The organism is Luteimonas dalianensis, from assembly GCF_049339425.1.
Classification (GTDB): Bacteria; Pseudomonadota; Gammaproteobacteria; order Xanthomonadales; family Xanthomonadaceae; genus Luteimonas; species Luteimonas dalianensis.
Window position 1 is genome coordinate 61862 of record NZ_JBMPPO010000007.1, and the last position, 20502, is coordinate 82363.

The following is a 20502-nucleotide window of genomic DNA, read 5'->3' on the forward strand; positions in this document are numbered from 1 at the left end:
ACACGGTTGACCGGATGCGGATCGTCCACGTACTGCTCACCTCGCGCTTTGCCGGCACCGAGCGCCACGTACTGGAGCTCACCGCCGCCCAGGCGGCCGCCGGCCATGAGGTCACCCTGATCCTGCGCCGCAAGGCCGCGGGGCAGCGCAGCAACGCCATCGCCCACCGCGTCGATCCACGGGTGCGGGTGGAGCTGGTTCATGATTTCCTGGCGCGCTGGCCGGCGGTGGCGCATGCGCGGGCCAGGGTGCGGGCGCTGCGGCCGGACATCGCCCACGCCCACCTGGGATCGGCCTCGCGGGTGCTGCAGGGGCTGTCGGGCCTTCCGCGCGTGGCCACCCTGCACATCGATTTCGACCCGGTCTGCCACCGCGGCCTGGACGGGCTGGTGGCGATCGCGCCCTGGCAGCTGGAAGGCATCCCGGAGCCGCTGCGGCGGCACTGCGTGCAGATCGACAACTGGGTGGTGCCGCGCCCGCCCGCGGCGGACGCCCGCGAGCGGATCCGGGCGCAGGCCGGCATCGGCCCCGGCGAGTTCCTGTTCGGAACCGTGGGCCGGATGGAGCCGAGCAAGGGCATGGACGTGCTGCTGGAGGCGTTCGAACGCGCCGCGATCCCCGGCGCGCGGCTGGCGCTGGTGGGCGGCGGGCGCGAGTGGAAGGCGCTGCGGGCGCGCGCTCCGGAACAGGTGCTGATGCCCGGCTTCGTCGAACGCCCGGAGGACTGGCTGGCGGCGTTCGACTGCTTCGTCAGCCCGTCGCGCAGCGAGCCGTTCGGGCTGGTGCTGCTGGAGGCCATGCAGGCCGGGCTGCCGGTGGTGGCCACCGCGACCGGCGGCGCGCGGCACCTGGCGCCGCGGATCGGCAGCGAACTGGTGCCGCCGGATGATGCCGCGGCGCTGGCCGCCGCGCTGGCGGCTGCGGCGGGCACGCCCGGCCTTCGTCGCACTTACCCGCTCGATGATTTGCGGGTGGAAGCGAAGGCGCAGCAGCTCGAAGCGTTCTACGCCGCCACGCGCCGGCGGCTGGAAAAGGCGCGCAGCGCCCGGGGGTCAACCGCGGCTACGGCGTGACCCCGGCCGCCTGCGGGCCTTTTGGTGGCGCGGGCAGGTTCCGCCAGGCGGCGATGACGTCCTGCACGGGAATGTCCGCCACCCGCGCGCGTCCCTCGGGCTCGCCGCCCAGGGCGGTGATGGGCCCGGGGCCGATCGGCCGCCACAGCGAAGGCGGGGCGGCGCCGAACAGCACCACCAGCGGGCAGCCCAGCGCGGCGGCCGCGTGCGCCGGGCCGGTGTCCACCGAGACCATGCCGCGGGCCTGCTCCAGCAGCGCGAACAGGCGCGGGATCGGCAGGTCGTTGGCCAGGTTGCGCACCCGCGGATCGCCGCCGGCGGCCTGGCGGATGTCCTCCAGCACCTCGTGCTCGGCCGGCGAACCGCACAGGATCACCCGCGCTTCGGGCACGTCCTCCAGCACCGCGTGCGCGACCGCGGCCCAGTGTTCGGCCGGCCAGTGCTTGGGGTGGTCGGCGGTCATGCGCTTGCCGCGCTTGTGGGTGCGCTTGTTGCCCGGCTGGAACAGCACCAGCGGCGCTTGCAGATCCTGCTCGCTGCGCCACTGGGCCAGCTGCGTGCGCGAGGCGTCCGGCACCACCAGTCGCGGCAGCCGGAAAGGCGCCGGGTCGACGTCGCGGATCGCGTAGCGGCGGGCGGGGTCGCGCACGCCGAAGGCGAGCCAGCGGTCGGGCCACAGCATCGGCGTGGCCATTTCCTGCGCGGTGCGCTCGACCAGGTCATCGGGATGCACGCCGCCGCGTTCGAGCAGGCGCCGCATCTCCCGGTCGGGGTCGCACAGGTAGACCGGGCCGCGCCCGCGCTGGCGCAGCCAGCGCACCAGCTCCCACTGGCTCGGACAAAACAGGTAGGGGGTCTTGCGGCTGGTGACCAGCTGCAGGTGCCCCAGCCCGGGCACGTGGGCCAGCACCCCGGGCGTCCAGCCGCCGGAGCTGACCACGTCCACCGGGCCGTCGTGGCGCGCCGCCACCAGCCGCATCAGGGTGCTCAGCATCACCATGTCGCCCAGGGCGCCGCAGCGCACCACCAGCGGCGGCGCATGGGAATGATGCGCGCTCACCATCGCAGGGGCCTGCGCGCGACTTCGGGGCCGAGTCTTGCCATCAGTGCACGTGCCTCCTGTTCGTCCACGTAGCGGATCCGCAGCGGTACCGAGACCTGGCGCGCGCCGGCCGTGTCCAGCCACAGCGACGCCATGCCCAGCCACCGATCCAGCGGCCCCTGGCGCAGCTGCAGCGCCTGCAGCTTGCCGATCTCGGCGAAGCGCCAGTGCCGCGACCACCAGCCCTCGCGCACCGCCACCAGCTGATTGTCCACGCAGAAGCCGGCCCGGCGCGCGTGCTGGCGGGCGACGAACACGCTCCACGGGATCCACAGCAGGCCCAGCAGGCCCCAGGCGCCGAAACGCCAGCCCAGCGCCGCGGACAGCACCAGCGCGAACACGGCGCCGCCGATCGACAGCCGCAGCCACGCCAGCCGGTGCAGCCGCTGCCAGCCGGCGGGTGGCCACTGCGCCTGCGGCAGCAGGTGGCGCACCAGGTCGTCGCAGCGCCCGGGCGTGCCGACCGGGGCCAGCTCGGACAGGCCGCGCTCCTCGTTGCCTTCGCCCAGCACCGCGGTGTCCACGTTGAGGCTGCGCCGGCCGAACAGGCGGTGGGTGAAGCTTTCCACCAGCGTCCAGGCCTGGATCCGGCGCCGCGGCACGCTGTTGCGGCGGCGGGTGAACAGGCCGCGGCTGACGGTCAGCCGGCGCCCGTGCTCGGCCAGGCGGAAGCCGTGGTACTGCACCAGCGCCAGCAGCACCGACAGCACCCGCAGCAGCACCAGCGCGATCGCCAGCACCGCCAGCGCGCCCAGCACCGCGCCCACCCAGCCCAGGGCCAGGCTGCCGGCGTAGCCGAACGCCTGCCGGCCGTAGCGGGCCATTGCCTCGGCCAGGCCGCCATCGGGCGAGACCTGCCACGCCAGCGCGAACGCGCCGGCCACCAGCACCATGCCGCGGTTGGATATCAGCCCCAGCCGGATCACTTCGGACGTGGGCAGCGAGAGCAGCAGGTCGCCTTCATCCGCAGGCCCGGCCTGGGCGGCGTCGGGGGCCGCGACCTCGCCGCGGCCGCGGATCAGCCGTTCCAGCGCCAGCGCCTCGTCCAGCCGCAGCACCTGCATGCGCGCCTCGGGCTTGTCGCCGCTGGCCGACTCCAGCCGCACTTCGGCCACGTCGAACAGCCGGTGCAGCAGGGTCTGGTGCACGGCCACGTCGTGGATGCGCGAGAACGGGATCTGGCGCAGGCTGCGCTCCAGCAGGCCGCTGCGGACGAACAGGCTGTCGCTGCCGATCCGGTAGCGCCAGGTGAAGTAGCGCCACACCGCGCCGACCACCAGTGCGGCCACGCCGATGCCGGCCGCGGCCAGCTGCCAGCTGTCCTCGCCGCGCCCGCCCAGCACCACCAGCGCCACCAGCGGCACCAGGAACCGGCCGATGCTCGATACCAGCACGAACAGCCACGACAGCGGGTGCAGGCGGCGCTCGTGGTCGGTGGGCAGATCCACCGCCGCCGCGCCGGCCCCGGTGTCGGCCGGGTCAGGCGTCGTCGTCATCGTGCTCGACCTGGCGGGCGAGGTGGTCGCGCAGGCGTTCGGCGTCATCCGCGTCCAGGCCCGGCACGGCGACCGCGTGCTGGCGGGTGCCGGCGGTGTGCACCAGCAGGGTGGACAGGCCGAACCGGCGTTCGATCGGGCCGCGGCGGATATCCAGGTGCTGCACCCGCGAGGCCGGCACCCGGGTCTCGCTGTGCCACATGCGCCCGCGCCGCAGGGCGAAGCCGTCGGCGTCCAGCAGCCACAGGGTGTAGCGGTATTTGCGCAGGCCCATCCAGGCGCCGATGGCCACCAGCAGCAGCCACAGCGCCGCGCCGGCCGCCAGCAGGGTGGTGCCCGGGCCCAGGACGACCGCGGCCACGACCAGCGCGATCAGCGCCGGCAGGCCGATCCCGAGCGCGCCCGACAGCATGAACAGCGGACGCGCCCGGGCCGGCAGCGGCTGCCAGTCCGGGCCGCTGGCGGGAGCCGGCCGGGCATCGCCCAGGCCCAGGTCGTCGATCTCGATCATGTTCCGGTTCGCTCGTAGGGATTGGGTTGGTTGCTGCCCACCGGGCGCCAGCGCCAGCGCTTGTACGTCCACTGGTACTGCGCCGGGTCGCGCCGGGCGATGCGCTCGACCGCGGCGTTGAGCGCGGTGGTGGCCACCACCGGGTCCGGATCGGTGATGTCGTCCGGCGCGGCCTCCACGTGCAGGGCGAACTCCGGCCCGGCGCCGATCCGCTCGCAGTACGCGAACAGCACCGTGGCCCCGGTGCGCGCCGCCAGGCGTCCGAGCAGGGTCATGGTCAGCGCGTCCATGCCGAAGAACGGCGCGAACTCGCCGTCGCCCACCTTCGGCTGCTGGTCGGGCAGGATCCCGGTGACCCCGCCGGCCTTGAGCAGCTTGAGCAGCTGGCGCACCGCGTTGGGCCCGTCGGCGCGGATCTGGGTCACGCGCTCGGCCGAATCGCCCCGCACCCGGCGCAGGAACGCCTCGCCGACCTTCGACTCCGGCGGCCGGTACAGCACCGAGATCGGCGTGCGCCAGGCCAGCCACTGGTTGAGCAGCTCCCAGTTGCCGTAGTGCGGGGCGGCCACGATCAGGCCCTTGTCCGACGCCAGCGCGGCGTCGAACAGCTCCACTCCGCTGGTGCGCGTGATCAGGGCCAGGTTGTCGCGGTGGGGACGCGTCCAGAAGCGCATGGTCTCCAGGAACTGGCGCGCGGTGGTGCGCAGGATCGCCTGGTGCCACTCCTCGCGCTCGGCCGCCAGCAGCTCGGGGTAGGCGATGGCCAGGTTCACCCGCGCCACGTGGCTCTCGCGCGCGTCCTTGCGCCGCCAGATCCCCGCCAGGCCGTCGCCGATCCGGTTCAGCACCGGCCACGGCAGCCGTCCCAGCGCGGCGGCGGTCAGGTACAGCAGGGCGGAGGCGAAGCGGGCCATCGGCCAAGTCTAGCGGTTACGATCGCACTGCCATGCTTGCCCTCATCCAGCGCGTCACCCATGCCAGCGTCAGCGTCGACCGGGAACCGGTGGGCGCCATCGGGCCCGGCCTGCTGGCCCTGGTCGGGGTGGAGCCCGGCGACGGCGATGCCCAGGTCGAGCGCATGGCCACCCGCCTGCTGGGCTACCGGGTGTTCGCCGACGGGGCTGGCCGCATGAACCGCTCGCTGGCCGATACCGGCGGCGGGCTGCTGCTGGTCAGCCAGTTCACCCTGGCCGCGGACACCTCGTCGGGGATGCGGGCGGGCTTCAGCACCGCCGCCGCGCCCGAGCTTGCTGAACGGGTGTTCGGCCATCTGGTGGCCCGCTGCCGGGAAAAACACGCCCCAGGGGTGGAAATCGGCCGCTTCGGGGCCCATATGGTGGTGAGCCTGGCCAATGACGGCCCGGTCACCTTCCTGCTCAGGGCCTGAACGGCGCCCGGCGCAGATGCCCCCCGAACCGCGCTTGGCCGGCAGGAAGCCGGGCCGGCTGGTATAATTAGGGGTTCCGTTTTTTTCCACCTTCAGGTAGCGCATTTCTATGGCCAACGAACGCCCGGCGGCTCCCCAGTCCGATATCAAGCAGCTGATCAGCAAGGGCCTGGAGCAGGGCTACCTGACCTATGCCGAGGTCAACGACCACCTGCCCGACGACCTTGTCGATCCGGAGCAGATCGAAGACATCATCGGCATGATCAACAGCATGGGCATCCAGGTGCATGAAACCACCCCGGATGCCGAGACCCTGCTGCTGGCCGGCGAGTCCGACGGCGGCCGCGACGTCGACGACACCGCGGCCGAAGAGGCCGCCGCCACCCTGACCGCGCTGGACGCCGAGGGCGGCCGCACCACCGACCCGGTGCGCATGTACATGCGCGAGATGGGCACGGTGGAGTTGCTCACCCGCGAGGGCGAGATCGAGATCGCCAAGCGCATCGAGGAAGGCCTGAACCAGATGCTGGCCTCGCTGGGCACGTTCCCGTGGACGATCCAGCAGTTCCTGGAGGACTACGAACTGCACCGCGAGGGCAAGAAGCGGCTGCCGGAGATCATCGCCGGCTTCAACGACTACATGCTCGAGGAGCTGGCCGCCGAAGAGGAAGAGGACGAGGCCGAGGAGCCCGCCGACACCGGGGCCGCCGATGGCGACGACGAAGCCGACGGCGACGACGACGTCGACGACGAGGACGAAAAGGAAGCCGCGCCCACCGGCCCGGATCCGGAAGAGATCGCCGCCCGCGTGGAGGAGGTGGCCGCCCTGTACGCCAAGTTCGAGCGCGCCTACGCCAAGCACGGCCCCGAGCACAAGACGGTGGCCAGGCTGCGCGAGGAGATGGCCGCCGCGTTCGTGATCTTCAAGCTGCCGCTGCCCTACGTGGACGTGCTGGTCAAGCGGCTGCGCGACGCCGCCAACGACGTGCGCAGCCACGAGCGCAAGGTGCTGCACCTGTCCACCCGCGTGGCGAAGATGCCGCGCCGCGACTTCCTGCGCGTGTGGGACGGCAACCAGACCAACCTGGGCTGGGTGGACGAGATGCTCAAGCGCAAGCAGAAGTGGGCATCCGGGCTGCGCGAGGTGAAGGACCAGGTGGTCGCCGAGCAGCAGTCGATGGTGGATCTCGAGAAGGACATGCGGGTGACCCTGCCCGAGCTCAAGGACATCAACCGCACCATGGCCTACGGCGAGGCCAAGGCCAGCAAGGCCAAGAAGGAGATGGTCGAGGCCAACCTGCGCCTGGTGATCTCCATTGCCAAGAAGTACACCAACCGCGGCCTGCAGTTCCTGGACCTGATCCAGGAGGGCAACATCGGCCTGATGAAGGCGGTGGACAAGTTCGAGCACCGCCGCGGCTTCAAGTTCTCGACCTACGCCACCTGGTGGATCCGCCAGGCGATCACCCGCTCGATCGCCGACCAGGCGCGCACCATCCGCATCCCGGTGCACATGATCGAGACGATCAACAAGCTCAACCGCATTTCCCGCCAGATGCTCCAGCAGTACGGCCGCGAGGCCACGCCGGAGGAGCTGGCCAAGGAAATGGAGATGCCCGAGGACAAGATCCGCAAGGTGATGAAGATCGCCAAGGAGCCGATCTCCATGGAGACCCCGATCGGCGACGACGAGGACTCGCACCTGGGCGACTTCATCGAGGACACCAACGTGGAGTCGCCGATGGAGGCCACCACCAACATCAACCTGTCCGAGACCGTGCACGACGTGCTGGCCGGGCTGACCCCGCGCGAGGCCAAGGTGCTGCGCATGCGCTTCGGCATCGACATGAATACCGACCACACCCTGGAAGAGGTCGGCAAGCAGTTCGACGTCACCCGCGAGCGCATCCGCCAGATAGAGGCCAAGGCGCTGCGCAAGCTGCGCCACCCCAGCCGCTCGGAGCAGCTGCGCAGCTTCCTGGACATCGACTGACGCCGGGTCGGCAAAAAGCGTTGCCTGAAGCCCGCCTTGTGCGGGCTTCTTTTTTGCCTGGTCTGGGGTTCGGGCTTCGGCAGGGCGCGGCTCACCCCAGCGGTGGTTTCGGCTGTTCCTTCTGCGACGCCACGCCTCCAGCGCGCTGTCACTTGTGTTTCTGCGGTGAAAACAGGGTTGGTCGCGGTGCGCGGGCGCTACACTTGCCGGTCAGGCGGGCCTATAGCTCAATGGTTAGAGCAGAGGACTCATAATCCTTTGGTTGCAGGTTCGAGTCCTGCTGGGCCCACCATATGGAAGACCGGCAACGTCCGGCAACGTCCGCAAGCCCCGAAAAATACGTTGTGTTTACGTGGAATAGCGTCCGGCGTCGTTCGTTGGTGTTCGCTTGCATCCGGGTAAAAAGTGAGTCAGGATGCGAGTCACAGGGCCGGCTCATTGCGCCCCGACTCACAAGCGGGTGACTCACATGCTGACCGACACCAAGATTCGCACGCTGAAACCCCGCCCGACGGCCTACCGAGTGGCGGACGCAAATGGGCTGTGCATCGAGGTCCGCCCGGTCGGAACCAAGGTCTGGCGCTACCGCTACCGCCACCAGGGCAAGGCCAGCATGATCACGATCGGCGAATACCCGATGATGCCGCTGGTAGAGGCCCGAGCGGAGCGTGAGAGGCTGCGCGCGCTGCTGAAAGGTGGTGCCAATCCCGCCCAGGTGGCCCGCGTGGAGCGTGCGGCGCAGGCGGAGCACGCCGCCAACACCTTCGGCGCCATCGCCCTGGAGCTGCTGGAGAAGCGCGCACGCGAAGGCCTGAGCCCCGGATCCGTGAAGCGTGAGCGGCGGCTCATCGAGAAGGACCTGGCGCCGGTGGCGGACCTGCCGATTGCCGACGTCTCCGCGCCGATCCTGCTGTCTGCCCTGCGCGGCATGGAGGCCCGCGGCGTGATCGAGTCGGCCCACCGGGCCAGGTCCCTGGCCGGGCGAGTCTTCCGCTACGCGATCGCTACTGGCCGCGCCGAACGGAACCCGGCGGCCGACCTCGTCGATGCGCTGGAACAGCCGCAGGTGCGGCACTTCGCTTCCGTGACCGAGCCGGAGCAGATCGCCGAGCTGTTGCGCGCCTTGCACACCTACCAGGGCTCTCCGGTGACCGTGGCCGCCTTGAAGCTGGCACCGCTGGTGTTCGTCCGTCCGGGCGAGCTGCGGGCCGCGCGCTGGGCCGATATCGACTTGCAGGCCGGCGAGTGGCGCTTCACCGCCAGCAAGACCGGCACCCCGCACATCGTCCCGCTGAGCGACCAGGCTATCGAGGTCCTGCGCGAACTCCACCCCTTCACCAAGCGCAGCGAGTACATCTTCCCGAGCATCCGCAGCGCGCGCCGCCCGATGAGCGGGAACACGGTCAATGCGGCCCTGCGTAACCTCGGCTATGACGGAAACACCATTACCGGCCACGGCTTCCGGGCTATGGCGCGTACGGTGCTGGATGAGGTCCTGGGCTTCCGTCCCGACTACATCGAGCACCAGCTCGCGCATGCCGTGCGTGACCCGCTGGGGCGAGCCTACAACCGCGCGACACACCTGCCGGAGCGCCGCAAGATGATGCAGGCGTGGGCCGACTACCTGGACGCCCTGCGCACCGGGGCCAACGTTGTGCCGCTGAGTGCGGCGGGTGCGGCATGAGCACGCCGCGCCGCAAAGAATCGGGCCAAGCCCGGTAAAGCGGCGGGACCGGGTGATAGCGCACCCGGCCCGCCTTCCACAACCGAAGAGGAGACCTTCGATCATGGCAACCACCACTGTAACCGAGCGGGCCACCAGCCCCGCCGCCCAGCGCCAGCACTACCTCCCCGAGGAGCTGATCGCCCACGCGAACATCGCGCTGGAGCAGGTCGGCGGCATCGTGTCCATGGCTCGGGCTTCGCTCACCAGCGACCTGGGCATCAGCGACGACGACCTGGGCATCAGCGACGACGACCTGGGCATCAGCGACGACGACCTGGGCATCAGCGACGACGCCATGGCCAGCGCGCTCGGGCTGCTGCTGGAGAAGTTCGACGCCCTCGAGGCGGTCGTCAACGCCTACGCGCCCAGCGATCCGGCCGAAGGGAGGAGCTGATCATGGCAATCGACCACAGCAACGCAGCAACCTCCGACGCCGGCGACCTGGTCGGGGACGCGCTTGCCATCCTGGAGCTGGGCGCCAGGGCCCGGCACGACAACGAGGAGGACTTCGACATGCTGCAGCGCGCGTGCAGCGTATCGATGCGGCTCCTCGAGGAGGCCAAGGCGGCGCTGGGGCGCGCCCGTTGACGAGCCAGAAGCCTGGCACGGCGTGGATCCGCGCGGCCCGGGCGCACTCGGGTCGCGCGCAGCCGAAGGCGGCGAGCCTGCTGGATGCTGCAGCCGGGAGCGAACTGCCGCCCGACCCTGACCTCGAGGCAGCTCAGCGCCAACTTGATTGCGTGCTGACAGAGTTCCGGGAAAGCGAAGACCGCGGCGCGGAAGCGTTTGGCCGTTACTGCGGTTCGCTCGCGCGGATCATCAGGTGTTCCGGGCTGTCCGAACGTAGAGCGGCGCGGCTCCTCGGTCGGTACGTGCGGACAGCGGCTGATGCCAGGCGGACAGCTGGGCGGCCGCCGGCCTTCGGGGTGGTCCTGCTCGACTTCCTGCGGCACGAGATCAACCGGGAACGCGGGATTACGAGTTGGGAGGAGAGCATCCGCGCGCGCATCCCGGCGAGCGAGATCGCTGTGCGGGCTGCTCGCGACTGGGGGGTGAGCCTCACCCCCGAGCAGGTCCGGAAGCGCTTGGCGCGACAGGCCGCAAATAATCGGAATTAAAGCCTCTCCCATCCGGTAGCAGCCGTCAGCATCCGTTCCCATCCGCAACAGGAATGGGAGTGACAACGATGGATCACGCACAGGCCGCACCGGTCTCTCTGCTCCGCTTGCCGGAGGTCCAGACTCGCGTAGGGCTGCGCCGCACCGCCATCTACGAGCGCATCACCCGGGGCGAGTTTCCCCGTCCGGCAAAGCTCGGCGGCAAGGTGAGCGTATGGGATAGCCGAGAGATCGATCGATGGGTTCTCGAGCAGCTCCGCCGGAGCAAAGCGGCATGACCGGCCGCGTCGTGAGGTCCCCGACGGCCCGGCGCCTGTCCAGCGCACGGGCGGATTCGCAGCCGAAGCACATCACGCCGAGGGAGTTCGGCCATGCGGTCGCTGCCGGCGTCTTGGATCCCCTGGTCGCGATCCTGGACGGGTACACCGTCTACGGCGGCGGCGCCGTCGACCCGCCCGCGATGTTCTTCGAATGGCTGCGCGACCATCGCGCCCACCAGACGGTGACGCCGCGGGCCCTGGCACCTGATCACCTGGAAACCGCGAACTGGTGCGGTGGCACCGACCGGCACCTGATGCGGCTGCACACCAGCGCCGGACTGCTGCGCGAGGAGCTGGCCCAGCTCGATCGCATCCTCGAGCGCACCGAACATGAGCCGACGGCCGAGTCGGTCGAGGCCATGCTGCGCGGCCTCGAATCTGCCGGCATCTTCCTGCGCCAGGCATACCGTGCCCTGGGCATGGAGATGGTCCAGGAGCCGCCGGAGCTGCTGCAGTGAAGGCGCGCAATGGCGAGCAGGCGGAAGCGGTCACGCAGCGCGCCGTGAGCGCCTACGGGGCGCTGTACGGCCGCAGCGTCGCCGAGCTGGCCAAGGGCCTGGCCGAGGTGGGCGAGGCGATGGCGGATCAACTGTCGCGCCTGGAGGCGGCGCCGGACCCCGACGAGTGCGAGCGGGTTGCCCGCAACCTGGAGGGCGCGGCGCGCGCGTGCATGCGACTGCGTGAGGCGCTGCAGCGCCAAGGTGGGGGGCATGGCTGATGACCCCTTCAACTATTCGGGGAAGCTCACGCTCCTCGCTCGGGTGGCTCGGGATCAACGGCTCACCCGCACGGTCGTGGCTGTCTACTCCGTGCTGATCGACTACGCGAACATGCGCACGGGTGTTGCGTTCCCCTCGGTCGCGCGCATTTGCATGGAAGCTGAGGTGCCGAAGACCACCGCGCTGAGAGCGATCAAGCGTCTGGAGGAATGTGATTGGATCCAGGTTGAAAGGAGGTTCGGAGCAAGCTCGACCTACACCCTAACCAGATCCGAGGGTGTGACCGGTTCCGAAGGTGTGACCGGTGCCACTTTGGGCAAAACCGGTGCCATTTCGAACCTGCGCCGCGGTAAAACCGGTCACACCACCGGGACCGGACCGGTTCCGACAGTGGCACCCGAACAGAAGAAAGTTAAAAGCAATAGAAGGGAACAAGCACACACGGCGAGCACCGGCGATCTTCCGGCTCAGACCGAACGAGGGCGCGCGTGCTTGCTGATGAGGGAAGCGGGATGCACGAAATCCAACTCAAGCCATCCCGACCTGATAGCCGCCCTTGCTGAGGGCGTCACGCCCGAGGTCCTGGAAAGCACGGCTCGCGAAGCTGTCGAAGGGGGGAAGGTTCACCCGTTCGCATGGGCGATTGCCACTGCACGCGGACGTCACGCCACGGGATCTACGCCCATCACCGCCGGGGAAGGCAGCAAACCCCAGCGCCGACTGTCTGCCGTGGACCGCGTCGCGGCCAACATCGCCCGCGCCCGCTTCGCCCCTGGGGAAGCCATCGAGGGCCAGTTCGTCCGAATGAGCCCACCAGCCTTCGACGACTTCAAAGCCAGCTGGGAGCCCAAATGATGACCGACAAGCCCCCTCAACCACCGGCAGCCTCGCGCGCGCGCGCTTTTGTGGCCCGCGCGTTGACCTGGCTCAAGCGGCACCGCCGAGTTACCACCACCCCTACCGCCAGAGGCGCACGAAAATGACCAAGCAGACCGAAACCGACACCCCCACCGCGGCGGCGCAGCTCGAGCTCCGGGTTGCCGCCATCGAGAACGGCCAGGATGCCGCCCGGATCGCCTTGGAAGAGGCGCAGGCCGCGTACGGCGACGCCGTGATCGGCAAGGGCCCAGGCGAGGCCGACAAGGCCGCCAAGCACGTCAAGGAGCGGCAGGCCGACCTCGAGCGCCTGCAGGCCGCCCACGAGGCGCTGCAGCGTCGCCTGGTGGACGCGCGCGAGCGGGAGGAGGCCGAGGCGCAGGTCGCCAAGTGGAACGCCTTCGGGGAGGCGCTGGAGGCCAGGACGGCGGCCTTCGACCGGGCCGAGAAGCTCGCAGGGCCGTTCTTCAAGGCCGTGAGCGAGGCGGTAGCCGCGTCCTGGAACGCCGACGTGCTGACGCCCGTGGAGAAGGTATTCACCCCGTCTGGGTGGGCCCTGATGCCGAAGCCGTTCGAGGGCATGGCCAGGATGAAAGACGAGGAGCTGGTGGTCGTGCGGAACGCGCTCCGCGACATCACGAAGAAGTCGCGGGAGACCGCGGTCGCCGCGCTGAGCATGCGTGCGCACGACAAGCCCGGCAACGCCACCAGGCGAACGCCCGTTGAGCCGACCGCGGCGGAATCGGAGAGCTAGACATGGCACAGATCCCCTTGGGTGAGTTCGACCGCCCGCGCGTGCTGTCGCGCACCGGCACGTCGCGCCCGGACCTGTCGGGCTCGGACGTTGCTGGCCGTGCGCTGGAGCAGGCCGGCCGCACCGGCATGGCCGTGGCTGAGCGGTTTGCCCAGGGCATCGAACAGCGCGCGCGGGAGGAGGAGGCCAAGCGCCAGGCGCTCGGGCGCGTCCAGCTCGGGGCAGCGTCGATGCAGTACGAGGCGCAGGTCTTCGAAGAGCAGGCACGATTCAGCCAGGACCTGGCGGCCGGGCGTGTCGATCACCGCAACGCCGAACAGGAGTGGACCACCCGGGTCGAGCGGTTGCGGCCGCCGCCTCTCGACTTCGACCACGACCAGGTGACGGCCGAGCAGTACCAGGTGATGGTCGGACAGACCCGCCAGCGCGCGCTGGCGAAGAACGAGACCGCGCGCGTCCGGGCGGAGCAGGCGCATTACGAGGCCATGGCGATCGACACCATCAACCGCATCGTGATGGTGGCCGGGATGCCGGGCGGGAATGTCGCGGAAGGCATCGCGCGGAGCCGGGCCCTGGAGCCGCTGCTGCGCGCCGCGGGATATGACGAGGCGCGGACCGGCGCCCTGATCCGGCAGGCGGGCCAGGCGATCTACGCGAACGAGGCAAAAGGCCGCATCGAGGCCGCCGGCGCCGACGCCAACGCGCTCAACGGCGTGCTGCGCGACCTAACCGCGCAGGATGGGCGGTACACCGCCACGCTCGAGGATCCGAACCAGCGCTTGGTGCTGGCCAACAGCGTGCGCTCGCGGCTGCAGCAGCTCGACACCCATGCGCAACAGGAGGCCAACCGGCGCGAGGAGGCGGCCAGGCGCACGGTCTCCGACGTGTGGAGCCAGGCCACGTCGGGAGTGCGCCCGACCGCCGACATGCTGTCGAACTGGCAGGCTTCCGTCGCAGGTACGCCCTATGAGGCCGAGTTCACCGCTGCGGTGAGCACCCTGCAGCACGTGTACGGCGTGCTGCGCCAAGGACCGGAGGAGCAGGCGGCGTACGTCCAGGAGCTGCGCGCCAAGCTCACCGCCGGCGGCGGCACGCCCGAGGACCTGACCCGCATCGAGCGCATCGAGCGTGTGATCGAGAGCGCCAACACGCAGCGTCAGGAACAGCCGCTGCTGTGGCTGGCCAACATGACCGGCCTGAGCGTGGAGCCCCTGGACATTGCCAGGGCACTCGACGGCGGCGATGCGTCAGCGATCGGCGTGGCGGTGCAGGCGCGCATGGACGCGATCCGAGGGTTGCGCGGCGAGTTCGGGGCCTCGGTGGCGGTGCACCCGCTGCTTCCCCAGGAGGCGGCCGCCCTGTCCGGGATCCTGCAGCAGTCGGGCGCCCAGCAGTCGGCGGAGATCTTCGGCCTGCTGACCGGGGCGATGGGGAGTCCCGACGCCTACCGCGCCGTAATGCAGCAAATCGCCAGCGACAGTCCGGTGAAGGCGTACGCCGGCATGATCTTCGCCGAGCAGCGGGACATCACGACCGGCTCGACGGGCGCGCTGTGGTGGAAGAAGCCGGTGACCAACGCCTCGGGCGACGTGGCGCGCACGATGCTCGAAGGCGAGGCGATTCTCAACAAGACCGCCGGTGAGAAGGCCGCGGGCGGACACGGGAAGTTCCCCATCCCGACGCCGGCGCAGTTCCGGGCCGAGCTGGCGCGCATCGACTCCCTGGGCGAAGCGTTCGCCGGCAACCCCGAGGCCTACGAGATTGCCGAGCAGGCGATACGGGCCTACTACGTGGGCAGCGCAGCGCGCGCGGGCGACATTTCCGGCGAGTTGGACCACAAGCAGCTCGGGCAGGCCGTCCTGGCGGTCCTGGGGCCACCGATCGAAGTAAATCGTGGCGCGGTCTTCGCTCCGTGGGGCATGGACGAGGGGGAGTTCCTGGACCGCCTGGAAGATCGGTGGGCGGTGATCGAGGATCGCATTCCCGAAGGCCTGTCCCGTGAGTTCCGGCACTACCAGCTCCGGCAGATCGGGAACTCGACCTATCGCGTTGTCGGCGCTGGCGGCGGGTATCTCTACGGCATCGACGGCCAGCCGATCACGCTGACCCTCGGGCGCGAGCCGGTGCCAGCGAGGGAGCGGCCGAAAGTCCAGATCAGCACCGGCGCATTCGGAGCCTTCTGACCATGAGCGTCTTCGACCTGGCAACCCGTGGACGGCGCGACCTTGATGAGGAAGCGGTCCGCAACGTCCTGCAGCCCGGTGATCAGGGGTTGCCGGCTTTCACCGGATTCGGCGAGGCACAAAGGAGCTGGATGGGCGCGTCCGCGCGTGCTACCCAGTACCTGAGCCTGGCCGGCTCCACGTTCGCTATCGGCGTGGACAAGGCCGAGGCCGCCGGCGAATGGCTCGGCTGGCAGACGCTGCCGGCGGATGAGCGCGCGCGCCGCAAGGAGCTCGGCCTAGGCCCGCGCGCGGCCGGCACCGATGCGCAGGATTGGTTCTTCAAGCATGCCGTGGAGGGCGTCGGCAATCGCACCGTCGATTACTGGCGGCCGGATCCCGACGCGATGGGGTCCGCAGCCCGTGCCATGAGCATGGTCGGCGAGGTCGGCGGATCGATTCCGCAGATGTTCGGCATGCCCTCCGTGTTCCTGGGCCAGTCGGGCGTGAGCCCGGGCATGGACCTAGTGCGCCAGGGCGTGGACGCGGAGACCGCCGGCGCCGTCGGTGGAATCAACCTGCTGGCGACTGGCGTGGGGATGCGGATCCCGGCCGCCTGGGGCTCGACCTTGTCGCAGCGACTGGCCACCGGTGCGGGTTCGAACCTGGGCATCGGCGTAGCCGCGGACGTCGCAAGTTCCGAGACGCTCGAAGCCGCGGGTTTCGAGGACCAGGCGCAGCGCTTCGCCGCCACGGATCCGTACACACGCAGCCTGGACGTGCTGATGGGCCTGGCGTTTGGCGTGAGAGCCCACGTCGATGCGCCGCGGCTGACGCCCTCCCAGCGCGACGCCGTGCTGACCGCGCGAAACAATGACCACCTGCACAGGCAGACGCTCCCGGGTGAGCCGGTGACGCCTGAGGCGGCCATGGCGCACGCCAACGCGCTGTCCGAGGCCATCGGTCAGGTGCTGCGTGGGGAGTCGATCAACGTGGCGGGCATGGTGGATCCTGCCGGGTTCCGCCTGCGCCCCGAGCTGGCACCGGCCGGGTCCGACTACGTGGCCTACCGTCGCACGCTGGAAAGTGGCAACCGGCCGGACGCGCGCGCGAGCTCCTCGTCGGCCTTTGGCATCGACCAGTTCACCGCCGGCACGTGGCGGCGCATCGTGGCGCAGGAGCAACCCGCCTGGGCGCGGGGGCTCAGCGACGCCGACCTGCTGGCCCAGCGCGGGAACCCGGAACGTTCCGGCGAGATGGCTGCGGCACTGGACCGCGCCAACGCGGCCGCGCTTGAGGCCGCCGGCCGAGTCCCGACGGTCCACAACCTGTACGCGCTGCATCACTTCGGCCAGCAGCGCGGCCTAGCGTTCGCACGGGCAGCGGACGACGTGCGCGTCGACCAGATCCTCGGGGCAGAGCAGATCGCCGCCAATCCGTACCTGCGCGGCAAGACCAAGGGCGAGGTGATCACCGAATGGGACGCGCGCGCGCGCCGTTCCGGGGTCGAGGTGCCGGCACGGGATCCGGCCTCGGTCCAGCCCGACCCCATCGAGGCGCCACGTGAAACATTCGCGCCCCGCGACATGGCCGCGCGTCGGCCCACCGTGGAGGAGCTGCGCAGCGGCGCCGAGCTGTTCGACGAGCCGCCCCCGCAGGCCACGCGCGCCGAGTTCGAGGCCTGGACCGAGGGCAGGTTGCGCGTCGAGCTTCCGGCCACGCTCGAGGGGCTGCGAGGAGACCTCCAGCGCTACCAGTGGGACGCCGCGGAAGCTGCCGAGCAGGCACGGCTCAGGCCCAACGACCAAGCGGCGGTGCGCCACGCCGAGGAGCAGCAGGCGCAGCTCGATGCCCTGCGCGCCCGGATCGCGAAAGCAGAGGCTGGGCAGGTGGAACTGCCAGAGCCCCTGGTGCTCGACGCGCTGTACGCGCGCGAGCAGGCCCGCGCCGCAGAATCCAGCAGGCGCCCGGCAGGGCGCCCCACGGAGTCGCCCGCCGCGGCCGCTAGGGCGTTCCTGGGCGACGCAGCGGCGCGCGTGGAGGCCGGGGAAACAGTGGGCGCGGACTTCGGCCCTGTGCGCGTGCAGGCGAGCCCTGACGGGTTCCGGGTGACGGGGCTGGCAGAGCTCGACCCGGGCGACGCCGCCGCCACCGTCGCGCACCTGGGCGAGATCTTCGGCGGCCCGGCTGCGCGGCGGCCTGGCGCGACCGGGAGCGACCCCGCAGCGCGCGTGACGTCCAGCCCCCTGGACGAGGCCGTCCGCATGGCCAGAGAAAGTCCGGACCTCCAGGTGATCGACGGTTTCGATGCCGATGGCAGCCCCCGTTATCGGGCCGCCGGTGAGGTCTTGGCCGAGATCGAGGCCGAGCGCACGCAAGCACAAGCCGACGCGCGCGCTTTCCCCGCAGCCGTGGGCTGCTTTATTCGGATGGGCTCCTGATGCACCCGAACTGCGTGATGGAAGTGGCGGCCGCGATCGGTCGCACCCCGACGAAGGCCGAGATCGAAGCCTTCGAGAACGGCCTACTGGCCGAGATGCGGAACCTTGCCCGCAGCGAACCCAACTGGCGCAGCATGTCCGGGCAGCAGCGGCTGCAAGCCGCGGCGGCGATGGCGCAGGAGTCCGCCATGCATTCTGCCGACCTGCGCGCCCAGCGCCGCGCGTCCAACCTGCTGGCGCAGAGCCGGGAAGCCGAGCGCATCCGCGTCCGTGCCGCCCAACTCGCCCGACAAGGCCGGAAGAACCCGCACCACGGCGCCCTGTTCGAACGCATGAGGCAGGCCGACGACTACGTGTCCGGGGTGCGAAACGAGGTCCTGAGCGGGCTGGTGGACGCCGTGGAGGCGGTCAACCCGCGGTTTCTCGGGCTCATGAATGACCCGGTGTCCGTGCGCGCGTTCGCCCGTGCCGTGATGGATGGGGATACGAGTTCGCCGGAGATGACCCGGGCGGCAAAAGCCTACCTCGACACCATGGAAACCACGCGCCAGCGCGCCAACGCCGCCGGCACCGACATCGGGCAGATCGATTACGGCTACCTTCCGCAGCCCCATGACGTCGGGCGGGTTGCCCGTTCCGGCGCCGACGATTGGGCCGCCGCCGTCCTGCCGCGCCTGGACCGTTCCCGGTACGTTGACGCCAGCGGCCAGGCGATGGGCGATGCGGAGATGATGGACTTCCTGCGCGGGGCCTGGGAGTCGATCGCGACGGAGGGCCGCAATACCCTGGTGCCGGGGGAACGGAGCGGCCGCGGCGGCTCCCGCGCCTCGCGCTTCGACGACAAGCACCGCGTCATTCACTTCCGCGACGCCGACAGCTACCTCGACTACATGGGGGAGTTCGGTCGCGGCTCCATGCTCGAGGGAATCGTCGGCCATGTCGGGCGAATGGCCAAGACGATCGGCCTGATGGAAGAGTTCGGGGCGAACCCGAACAGCACCTTCCGGCTTCTCAAGGACGTGGCCGAGAAGGCGGACAACGTGGCCGGCGCGCGCGCGGCGTGGCACGAGTTCGCGACCCTCGACATGACCTGGGAGACGCTCAACGGCAGCACGGCGCAGCCGGTCAGCGCGCAGATGGCCCAGGTGTTCCAGGGCATCCGGAACTTCACGGTGGCGGCCAAGCTGCAGTCGGTCATGATCACCAGCATCACGGATGCCCCCATGCAGGTGATCGTGGCCAAGTCGGCGGGTGTCCCGCTGGGCGAAGCAATGACCTCGCTGTTCGCTGGCGTGGGCAAAAACCGCCGCGCGCTGGCCCGAGACCTGGCGATCGGCATGGACGAGGTCGCCGGCGAGATGGCGCGCTGGCACCAGGATCACCTGGCCCAGGGCTGGACCTCGAAGCTGGCCAACACTACGATGCGCGCCACCCTGGTCCAGCAGTGGACCGACGCCCTGCGCCGCGGTTACGGCCTGACCCTGTCGCGCGTGCTCGACCGCCAGCGGCATACGGCCTGGGCGGAGCTCGACGAGGGCAGCCGCCGCCGGCTGGATTCGGCCGGCGTCACCGAAGCCGACTGGCGCATCTGGCAGCAAGCGCAGTCCCAGGGCGGCATGCTGACCAAGGACGGCATCCGGGCGGTGCAGGGCATCACCGAGACCGAAGCCAATCGTGCCGTCGCCCGCTTCCTGGGCTACATCGACAGCGAAGCACGTACGGCGGTGCTGATTCCGGATCTCACGACCCGGGCAAGCCTCCAGCAGGGCACCCGTGCCGGCACCCTGGGCGGGGAGATGCTGCGCTCCCTGATGCTGTTCAAGTCGTTCGCGATGGGAATCGTGGACAAGCACCTGCGCCGGCTGCGCAACATCCCGACCGGCCAGGGCAAAGCCGCGTACAGCATCGCCATGATGACGAGCCTGCAGCTGTTCGGCGCGGTGGCGATTCAGCTCAAGGACCTGCGAGACGGCAAGGATCCGCGCGACATGACCACCGGAAAATTCTGGCTCGCTGCGGCCGCGCAGGGCGGCGGGCTGGGGATCTTCGGCGACATCCTGTACACCGGCATGGGCGGCGACTCCCGTGCTGGACAAGCGAACTGGACCAGCATGGCCGGCCCCGTGTTCGGGAACATGATGGATGCGGCGGACCTCACCCTGGGCAACGCCTACCGCTACGCGAGCGCTGGCAATGCGCTCGATCGCCGCAAGGTCGTGGATCGAACGAAGGCCGGCGCGTTCCGGTTCGCGAAGTGGAACGCGCCCTTTATCAACCTCTGGTATCTGCGCGGGGCACTCGATCACATGCTGATCCACGACATGCAGGAAGGGCTCAGCCCTGGATACCTGCGGCGAATGCGCAAGAACGCGCGGAGGGAGTGGGGGCAGGACTACTGGTGGGAGCCGGGCGAGCCCTTGCCCAGCCGCGCGCCCGACCTTGAATCGGCAATGGGAGAATGACGATGCGACCGGATCAACTGGAACGCCTGGCGCTGCTGAGCGAGCAACTCGCCGAGGTGGTGATAGCAGACTGCGACCCAAGCAACTGGGTCGGCGCAGGGCGCAAGCCGAAGGAGCTCACGGCAAAGGAGCGCGGAGACGGGTTCTGGTGCCGGAAGCAGGCCAATGCTTCCGTCGGCCTCCTGCTGCGCATCGAGCAGCTCCGCGAGGACATCGCGGCGGCCGATCCGGATGACTTCGACGCGGGGATCGAGCGCCAGAAGATGATCAAGGCGGCCGAAAATCAAGCGACGGAGATGCTTGCTCGCTGGGGCGGGAGGAAGTAGCGCCGTGGGGATTGCGGAGCGGCGTGGTGTCGACCG

The 20502-nt window shown here is 70.1% G+C and carries 20 protein-coding genes and 1 tRNA gene; 17 read left to right on the forward strand and 4 right to left on the reverse strand.

The window, feature by feature from the left end; all coding sequences use genetic code 11:
* Positions 1 to 14: 14 nt before the first annotated feature.
* Positions 15 to 1073, forward strand: a complete 1059-nt coding sequence (locus ACOZ90_RS11145) for a glycosyltransferase (RefSeq protein WP_422893730.1) — start codon at positions 15 to 17, stop codon at positions 1071 to 1073.
* Here the strand turns inward: ACOZ90_RS11145 and ACOZ90_RS11150 are convergent.
* From ACOZ90_RS11150 to ACOZ90_RS11165, 4 genes are read right to left on the reverse strand one after another with little or no spacing between them, the layout of a single operon-like run.
* Positions 1063 to 2133, reverse strand: a complete 1071-nt coding sequence (locus tag ACOZ90_RS11150) for a glycosyltransferase family 9 protein (protein ID WP_422893731.1) — start codon at positions 2131 to 2133, stop codon at positions 1063 to 1065. The two genes, ACOZ90_RS11145 and ACOZ90_RS11150, sit on opposite strands and share 11 nt — an antisense overlap.
* Positions 2130 to 3671: a PH domain-containing protein gene (locus ACOZ90_RS11155; protein ID WP_422893732.1), complete on the reverse strand. Its 1542-nt coding sequence runs from the start codon at positions 3669 to 3671 to the stop codon at positions 2130 to 2132. Before ACOZ90_RS11155 ends, ACOZ90_RS11150 begins: the two co-directional genes overlap by 4 nt.
* Positions 3655 to 4182 (reverse strand): PH domain-containing protein, encoded by a 528-nt coding sequence (locus ACOZ90_RS11160; protein ID WP_422893733.1) that lies wholly within the window; start codon positions 4180 to 4182, stop codon positions 3655 to 3657. The genes ACOZ90_RS11155 and ACOZ90_RS11160 overlap by 17 nt, the downstream gene beginning before the upstream one ends.
* Complete coding sequence (locus ACOZ90_RS11165) at positions 4179 to 5096, reverse strand: lauroyl acyltransferase (RefSeq protein ID WP_422893734.1); 918 nt, start codon at positions 5094 to 5096, stop codon at positions 4179 to 4181. Before ACOZ90_RS11165 ends, ACOZ90_RS11160 begins: the two co-directional genes overlap by 4 nt.
* Before the next feature lie 32 nt (positions 5097 to 5128).
* Here ACOZ90_RS11165 and dtd point away from each other — a divergent pair, with 32 nt between their 5' ends.
* From dtd to ACOZ90_RS11245, 16 genes are all read left to right on the forward strand, one after another.
* Positions 5129 to 5569 carry a D-aminoacyl-tRNA deacylase gene (gene dtd, locus ACOZ90_RS11170; RefSeq protein ID WP_422893735.1) on the forward strand — a complete coding sequence of 147 codons (441 nt, stop codon included), beginning with the start codon at positions 5129 to 5131 and terminating at the stop codon, positions 5567 to 5569.
* 109 nt (positions 5570 to 5678) lie between these two features.
* The gene (rpoD, locus tag ACOZ90_RS11175) at positions 5679 to 7562 is read left to right on the forward strand and encodes an RNA polymerase sigma factor RpoD (RefSeq protein ID WP_422893736.1); all 1884 of its coding nucleotides are present in this window, start codon (positions 5679 to 5681) and stop codon (positions 7560 to 7562) included.
* Positions 7563 to 7778: 216 nt separating this feature from the next.
* Positions 7779 to 7854 (forward strand) — tRNA-Ile (locus ACOZ90_RS11180).
* Between the two features lie 177 nt (positions 7855 to 8031).
* Complete coding sequence (locus tag ACOZ90_RS11185; protein ID WP_422893737.1) at positions 8032 to 9246, forward strand: tyrosine-type recombinase/integrase; 1215 nt, start codon at positions 8032 to 8034, stop codon at positions 9244 to 9246.
* 103 nt (positions 9247 to 9349) lie between these two features.
* Positions 9350 to 9682: a hypothetical protein gene (locus ACOZ90_RS11190; RefSeq protein WP_422893738.1), complete on the forward strand. Its 333-nt coding sequence runs from the start codon at positions 9350 to 9352 to the stop codon at positions 9680 to 9682.
* Positions 9683 to 9684: 2 nt separating this feature from the next.
* Positions 9685 to 9876 (forward strand): hypothetical protein, encoded by a 192-nt coding sequence (locus tag ACOZ90_RS11195; RefSeq protein WP_422893739.1) that lies wholly within the window; start codon positions 9685 to 9687, stop codon positions 9874 to 9876.
* The gene (locus ACOZ90_RS11200) at positions 9873 to 10406 is read left to right on the forward strand and encodes a hypothetical protein (protein ID WP_422893740.1); all 534 of its coding nucleotides are present in this window, start codon (positions 9873 to 9875) and stop codon (positions 10404 to 10406) included. The genes ACOZ90_RS11195 and ACOZ90_RS11200 overlap by 4 nt, the downstream gene beginning before the upstream one ends.
* A gap of 68 nt (positions 10407 to 10474) precedes the next feature.
* On the forward strand, positions 10475 to 10684 hold the full coding sequence (locus ACOZ90_RS11205; RefSeq protein WP_422893741.1) for a helix-turn-helix transcriptional regulator: 210 nt from the start codon (positions 10475 to 10477) through the stop codon (positions 10682 to 10684).
* A 113-nt stretch (positions 10685 to 10797) separates the two neighbouring features.
* Entirely contained in the window at positions 10798 to 11184 is a 387-nt protein-coding gene (locus ACOZ90_RS11210; RefSeq protein ID WP_422893742.1) for a hypothetical protein, read from the forward strand.
* Positions 11181 to 11444, forward strand: coding sequence for a hypothetical protein (locus tag ACOZ90_RS11215; protein ID WP_422893743.1), 264 nt, complete (start codon positions 11181 to 11183; stop codon positions 11442 to 11444). The genes ACOZ90_RS11210 and ACOZ90_RS11215 overlap by 4 nt, the downstream gene beginning before the upstream one ends.
* Positions 11437 to 12300, forward strand: a complete 864-nt coding sequence (locus tag ACOZ90_RS11220) for a helix-turn-helix domain-containing protein (RefSeq protein WP_422893744.1) — start codon at positions 11437 to 11439, stop codon at positions 12298 to 12300. Before ACOZ90_RS11215 ends, ACOZ90_RS11220 begins: the two co-directional genes overlap by 8 nt.
* 124 nt (positions 12301 to 12424) lie before the next feature.
* The gene (locus ACOZ90_RS11225; RefSeq protein ID WP_422893745.1) at positions 12425 to 13075 is read left to right on the forward strand and encodes a hypothetical protein; all 651 of its coding nucleotides are present in this window, start codon (positions 12425 to 12427) and stop codon (positions 13073 to 13075) included.
* Positions 13076 to 13077: 2 nt separating this feature from the next.
* Positions 13078 to 15258 carry a hypothetical protein gene (locus ACOZ90_RS11230; protein ID WP_422893746.1) on the forward strand — a complete coding sequence of 727 codons (2181 nt, stop codon included), beginning with the start codon at positions 13078 to 13080 and terminating at the stop codon, positions 15256 to 15258.
* A 2-nt stretch (positions 15259 to 15260) separates the two neighbouring features.
* Entirely contained in the window at positions 15261 to 17678 is a 2418-nt protein-coding gene (locus ACOZ90_RS11235) for a hypothetical protein (RefSeq protein WP_422893747.1), read from the forward strand.
* Between the two features lie 17 nt (positions 17679 to 17695).
* Positions 17696 to 20140 (forward strand): hypothetical protein, encoded by a 2445-nt coding sequence (locus ACOZ90_RS11240; RefSeq protein ID WP_422893748.1) that lies wholly within the window; start codon positions 17696 to 17698, stop codon positions 20138 to 20140.
* A complete protein-coding gene (locus tag ACOZ90_RS11245; RefSeq protein WP_422893749.1) occupies positions 20137 to 20466 on the forward strand; it encodes a hypothetical protein in 330 nt (109 codons plus the stop codon). The genes ACOZ90_RS11240 and ACOZ90_RS11245 overlap by 4 nt, the downstream gene beginning before the upstream one ends.
* Positions 20467 to 20502 lie beyond the last annotated feature (36 nt).